The sequence below is a fragment of the Mesorhizobium sp. M7A.F.Ca.ET.027.03.2.1 genome (genome assembly GCF_003999175.1).
Classification (GTDB): Bacteria; Pseudomonadota; Alphaproteobacteria; order Rhizobiales; family Rhizobiaceae; genus Mesorhizobium.
In genome coordinates this window covers 1-5804 of record NZ_RZOM01000320.1, presented here as the reverse complement: position 1 = coordinate 5804, position 5804 = coordinate 1, and the positions used below count along the sequence as shown (strand labels likewise).

The 5804-nt window shown below is 62.9% G+C and carries 5 protein-coding genes and 1 pseudogene; 2 read left to right on the top strand and 4 right to left on the bottom strand.

The features are described 5' to 3' along the window. Together EN750_RS15810 and EN750_RS15805 are read left to right on the top strand one after the other, a co-directional pair. The coding region (locus tag EN750_RS15810) for an autotransporter outer membrane beta-barrel domain-containing protein (protein ID WP_245482717.1) at positions 1–2773 on the top strand (2773 nt) is incomplete at its 5' end. Then, positions 2682–3197 (top strand): invasion associated locus B family protein, encoded by a 516-nt coding sequence (locus tag EN750_RS15805; RefSeq protein ID WP_245482716.1) that lies wholly within the window; start codon positions 2682–2684, stop codon positions 3195–3197. The genes EN750_RS15810 and EN750_RS15805, both read left to right, overlap by 92 nt. Positions 3198–3284: 87 nt before the next feature. On the opposite strand, the gene coaBC is transcribed toward EN750_RS15805, so the two are convergent. The 4 genes and pseudogenes from coaBC to EN750_RS15780 form a co-directional block, all read right to left on the bottom strand. Beyond that, a complete protein-coding gene (coaBC, locus tag EN750_RS15800) occupies positions 3285–4517 on the bottom strand; it encodes a bifunctional phosphopantothenoylcysteine decarboxylase/phosphopantothenate--cysteine ligase CoaBC (RefSeq protein WP_127396963.1) in 1233 nt (410 codons plus the stop codon). 25 nt (positions 4518–4542) lie between these two features. After that, positions 4543–4944, bottom strand: coding sequence for a type II toxin-antitoxin system VapC family toxin (locus tag EN750_RS15795; RefSeq protein WP_127270488.1), 402 nt, complete (start codon positions 4942–4944; stop codon positions 4543–4545). A gap of 2 nt (positions 4945–4946) precedes the next feature. After that, positions 4947–5201, bottom strand: a complete 255-nt coding sequence (locus tag EN750_RS15790; protein WP_127270486.1) for a hypothetical protein — start codon at positions 5199–5201, stop codon at positions 4947–4949. A gap of 285 nt (positions 5202–5486) precedes the next feature. Then, positions 5487–5804 (bottom strand): annotated as a pseudogene (locus tag EN750_RS15780) (ubiquinone biosynthesis protein UbiB); the annotation flags it as partial.

Below are 5804 nucleotides of genomic sequence, written 5' to 3'. Positions count from 1 at the left end.
CGGCTATGGCGGCGACGCCAAGGGCAAGAGCTCGAATGCGTTGGCCATTGGCGGTCTCGGCGGCAATGGCGGCGATGGCGGCGATGTTACCGTCATCCGCACCGGCACGATCACGACGACGGGCAAGGATTCCATCGCCATCATCGCGCAGTCGGTCGGTGGCGGCGGCGGCATCGGTGGTGCCGGTTTCGGCCGCTTTGGCGCCGACGACGACGGCGGCGGGCCAAACGCTATCGGCTTCAACACGCCTGGTGGCACCAAGGGCACCGGCGGCAAGGTAACCATCATCCAGTCCGGCGCCATTGAGACCGATGGCGACCGTGGACACGGCGTCGTTGCCCAGGCGGTGGGCGGTGGCGGTGGCGCCGGCGGCATGGATTCGCTGGCCATGGGCCAGTCGGCGGCCGGCTCGCAAGGTGGTATCGGCGACGCTGCGGCGTCGGCCGCTAGCACGGACAGCCAAGTCTGGGTCAAGGGCGCAAGTTCGTATGCGATGTTCGGCCAGAGCGCGACAGGCGACGGCAATGCCCATGCGGTCGATCTGACGGCGGGTGACAGCCTGTTCGCGCAAGGTGCGGATTCCGTGGCTGTGTATGGCGAGAGCACGGCCAAGGGCGCCAAGGGCAACATCACCATCAACCTGAATGGCCAGTACACGATCGGCGGTGCCGGAACCGGCGTGGCGGCGATGCTTGTCGGGGGCGCAGACAACACGCTGAACAACCACAGCCTGCTCTATGCGATGGGGGCAACGCCGAGTTTCACCATCCAGGCGTCGCAATTTCAGGCATTCCAAGCCTTCCTGTTGGCGCCCGGTCCCGTCGTGCCGACGAATGCGATCCTGGAATCGCTTCTGGACGATTTCAGCCCACTGGCTATCACCGGCACATCGGGCGATGACCATGTGGAGAATTCGAAGAGCGCCGACACGCTCGGACGGGTGATCGGCAACATGGACCTCGGCGGCGGCACGAACAGCTTCCACAATATCGCCGACGCCTCGATGGTCGGCCTCAAGACCATCGATCTCGGCGGCGGCAAGTTCACCAATGACGGGCTGTTTACCAATCAGGGCATCGGCGTGGTGGCCAAAGTGGATGTCACGGGCGGCTTCACGCAGATATTCTCGGGCGACTTCGTCACCGACGTCGATCTCAACAACCAGATCACGGATGCCCTGGCACTAACGGTGGCCGGAGACTTCGATGGTGAGGCGCCGTTGAATTTCCTGTCGATCGACAAATTGTTCGCCGAATATGTGCTGGCCACCGGATCGGCGATGACCGATTCCGGCATCACGCCCACGACGCTGCATCCGGCGGTCGGCTTCAATTTCCTGACCAAGGTGGTCGGCGGAACGGATCTGGTTCTCTATGCCGACAATCCGACTTTCCTGGAGTTGGCACAGGATCCTAACTCCGGCACGACCGATCCCGGCGTCTTCCAGATGGCGCAGTATCTCGATGATGTCGAGGCTTCTTCGAGCCCAGACAATCCGATGGCGCTGTTGATCAACATGCTGCGCTTCCTGCCCGATGAAATGGAGCTCGGCTCGGCCCTGACGCGGCTGACGCCGCACTATGCCGTGCACACATTCGAGATGATCAACCGCTCCACGGACATCATGCTGGAGGCCGCGCGCGAATGCACCGGCGTTCCCGCCTACAAGGATCCCGACGGACGTTGTGTCTGGGCGTCGATCAGTCCGCAAGCCGAGTACAGCCGCGACGCTGGGGCCGGCACCACCAGCCGAGACGACGTCATGAAGACGATGTCGCTTGGCGGCATTGGCGAGGTCAGCCAGCACTGGTCGCTCGGCGCAACGATAGGCCGGACCGAATTCGACTCGAAGATCGATTTCAACGGCGAATTGCTGTCGGCCACGACAGGCGAATCCTGGCAGGCGTATGCGCTGGCGAAATATGCCGACAAGAACTACTTCATCGACTTCGCACTCGGCGGCGGCACCGGCTCCTTCAAGGGCGAGCGCGATACGCATCTCGATCAGGTGGCCTTCATTCCGGGCGAAACGCTGATCGGCGATTATCTGCCGGAGGCATTGCTGCCTGGCATCGGCAACAGTGTCACCTACACGCAGAAAACCGCCCAGTTCGGCGGTTCGGCGCGGCTCGGCATAACGCAGGAGATGGGTGTTTTCTACCTGCAGCCGACCCTGCAGTTCGACGCGCGCTGGCTGCGTGTTTCCGGCAAGGAAGTGGGCTCGGTTGCCGCCTTCAACTTCGACGGCAGCGCCAACATGTATTATTCGGCGACGCCGGCTTTCGAGATCGGTACCGACATTGCACTCAGCGACATTGCCAGCCTTCGCGTCTACGGCAAGGCTGGCGTGGAGTTTTCCGACAAGGAGTGGGAAATCGAAGGTCGCTTCGCGGCGGCGGAGAATCTGCCTGGCAACCCCGCATTGCACTTGACGGAGGCCGTCGATTCGCCGCTCTATCGGGTCGGCGCCGGCCTTGAGCTGAACGGCGTCAATGGCGTCGGCATGTCCGTCAGATATAATGGCGCCTTCGGCGAAACGGTTAAACGAACGCGATCAGCGCGTCTCTCAAGGTCAGTTTCTAGCTGGTCCGAGGCGGAGCCGGGCGGGAGGGATCTTGATGAGGAAGTACGCGTATTTCGTGGCGATGCTGGGTGTTGCCTGCACCGTCGGCGTGGCGGCCGTGGCGGCGCAAACCAAGAGCGACAAGGCGGTCGCGGCACCCGCTGCCGCGGATGCGCCGCAGTTGCCCGGCGGCGCGTCGGCACTGTCTGAAACCCACGGCGACTGGACGGTCAATTGCCAGATATCGGGCACGGCCAAGACCTGCAGCCTGTCGCATCAGCAATTCAACAAGCAAAGCAATCAGCGGCTGCTGGCGATCGAGCTGTCGAGCAAGACCGGCGAGGATGCCACGGGCACGCTTGCGTTGCCGTTCGGCCTGGCGCTGGCCAAGGGGGTCAGCCTGACCATCGACGATCAGAAGCTGGACGGCAGCCTGGCGTTCAACACCTGCCAGGTCGTCGGCTGTCTGGTGCCGGTGGTGTTCGATGCGACTGTCACGCCGCTGCTGAAATCAGGCACCACACTGAAGATCGACGCTTTCGCGGCAGATACCGGACAAGCGGTGAACTTTTCCATTCCGCTCAACGGCTTCGCCGGCGCGCTTGCCCGGACCGCGCAGCTTTTGACCAATTGATGTAGAGCCGCAGGACTTAAAGCGCTGCCTGAATGTCGTCTCGCGGCAGGGCAGTGCGTCACTGCCTCAGAACGTCTCTGCGTCGGTTCAAACGATGATGGTTTTAAGCCTTTCGGCGATCAAGGCGGCGAGCCGCGCCGCCACATCGTCCTTGCTCATCTCCGGCCATTCCTCGACGCCAGCCTTTGACACGATCCGCACCCGGTTGCGATCGCCGCCCATCACGCCCGAAGAACCGACGCCGCTTCCCTGCGACACGTCGTTGGCGACGATGAGATCGGCGCCTTTTTTCTTGAGTTTGGCCTCGGCGTTGCGCAGGAGATCCTGCGTCTCGGCGGCGAAGCCGATAACCAGGCCGGGTCGCTGGCTGTGATGGCCGACGCCGGCGAGAATGTCGGGATTTTCGACCATGCGCAGCACCGGCGGCCCTTCGCCGGCGACCTTTTTGGTCTTCTCACCGGCTGAATTCTCGGTTCGCCAGTCGGCAACGGCGGCGACGAACACCGCCGCGTCTGCGGGCAGGAGCTGTTCCACCGCGTCGCGCATCTCTCGCGCACGTTCGACATGGATGGTCTTCACGCCAGCCGGATCGGCAATGCCGACAGGACCGGAGACGAGGTGCACATCGGCGCCGAGCCTGGCCAGTGCTGCCGCTATGGCATGGCCCTGCTTGCCGGACGAACGGTTGGCGATGTAGCGCACCGGGTCGATGGGCTCATGCGTGGGGCCGGAGGTGACGATGATCCTGCGCCCCGACAGCGGCTTCGGGCCGACGTCGAGCAGTGCCTCGATCGCGGCGACGATCTCCAGCGGCTCGGCCATGCGGCCTTCGCCGGCTTCATTGCTTTCGGCCATCTCGCCCCTGGCCGGACCGACGAAGGTGACGCGGTCTTTCTGCAGCGTCGCGCGGTTGCGGCGGGTGGCCGGATGCGCCCACATTCTGGGGTTCATGGCCGGCGCCATCAGCACCGGCTTGTCGGTGGCGATGAGCACCGTGGAGGCCAGATCGTTGGCGTGGCCATTGGCGAGCTTGGCCATCAGGTCGGCGGTGGCGGGCGCCACCACCAGCAGATCGGTCTCTCGCGACAGCCTGATGTGGCCGACATCGTGCTCGTCCTGGCGGTCGAACAGTTCGGTAAAGACATGGTCGGCGGAGAGCGCGCCGGCCGACAGCGTGGTGATGAATTCCTGCGCGGCCGATGTCATGACCACCCGAACCGCGGCCCCGCGCTCGCGCAGCCGGCGGATGAGATCGAGCGCCTTGTAGGCGGCGATGCCGCCGCCGATGATGAGCAGGATGCGCTTGCCGGAGAGGCTCATGCCCAAGACCAGTTCTTATCGAGTGTCATGCCGGCTTCAGCGCCGGTTCGATATCGGTATGGATGAAATCATTGCCCTTGAAAAGCAGCGGCAGGTTTCGCGTCCTGGCGAGAGCGTAGGAAAAACAGTCGCCCATGTTGAGTTTGGCGGGATGGCCAGTGCCGCGGCCATAGAGGGCATAGGCTTCAATGCCGGCCTGTGCATGTTCGGCAGTGAGAGCGACGATCGTGACTTTCAGTCTTTCTAGAAGGCCTCTCAACTCAGCTGTGCCGGCCGCCCCATAACGTCCGACGACGACCGTGCCACATTCCATCAGGGTCGCGGCGCTCATAAACATCAGCTGATTTCCGGCGAGGCGCTGGGCTATCACCGGTGCATCAGGCTCCTGCTTGAGGATGGCCAAAATCGCGGAGGTGTCGATCACCACAGTCAGTCCTCCTCGATGAAGGACCAGAGCTCATCCGTTAGTTTTTTCTGGTCGAAGTCCACTTTTCGCAATCGTCGACCGAATTCGAGGATTTCCTCTGCCGTGACGACATCGTCGTCGTGCTTGTTGACTGCCGCTACATCCTTCAACAACAGGGTTCTTGCCTCCTGCTCCATTGACACGCCATGTCTGGCGGCCTGCTCGCGCAGCCTTTGCTTCAAATCCTCGTCGAGATTGCGGATCGTTAGGGTGCCCATGGCTATTCCTGCATTCTTGCGATTGATTGATCCTTGGGTTTTTCCCCAGATGCCAAACCCGTTCGGTCGAACCCTTTTGTGGTCGGCAGCCCAACGGATGCGGCGAGCACGTCCCGCGCTTCCTGCTCCATGGAAACGCCCCGCGCGGCGCCGCGCTCGCGTAGCCGCCGCATGACATGGTCTTCCAGATTGCGGACGGTAATCCTCGCCATATGCACACTCCTCGTAGAATATAGCGATCTCGATTTCCGACTGCAATGACAGCATTGCTGTCATTGCCTGCACTCAGATCAACTTCCAGGCGATATAAACCAGCGTCAACGCAATCACCCAGAGTGCCCAACGGCCGGAGCGGCTGTAGCGCGCCTCGGCCTTGCCGATGGCGTCGGCGGTGGTCTCGTCGAAGCGCAGGCCGTGCTCGGCCATCAGGTCGATCTCGCGCGACAGCCGGTCGGTGCGCGCCGCAAGCTCGGGCACCTGACGGGCCAGCGTGAGCAGCGCCCTGGCGCCGTCTCGCACATCGATCATCATGCCACGCGGCCCAAGATTGCCTGATATCCAGTCGCCGACCACCGGCTCGGCCGTCTTCCACATGTTGAAGGC

Bases quoted from the DNA above. Each gene is read 5' to 3' on its own strand.
- coaBC (WP_127396963.1), bottom strand. From the start codon at position 4,517: ATGAGCCTCTCCGGCAAGCGCATCCTGCTCATCATCGGCGGCGGCATC.
- EN750_RS15790 (WP_127270486.1), bottom strand. From the start codon at position 5,201: ATGGGCACCCTAACGATCCGCAATCTCGACGAGGATTTGAAGCAAAGG.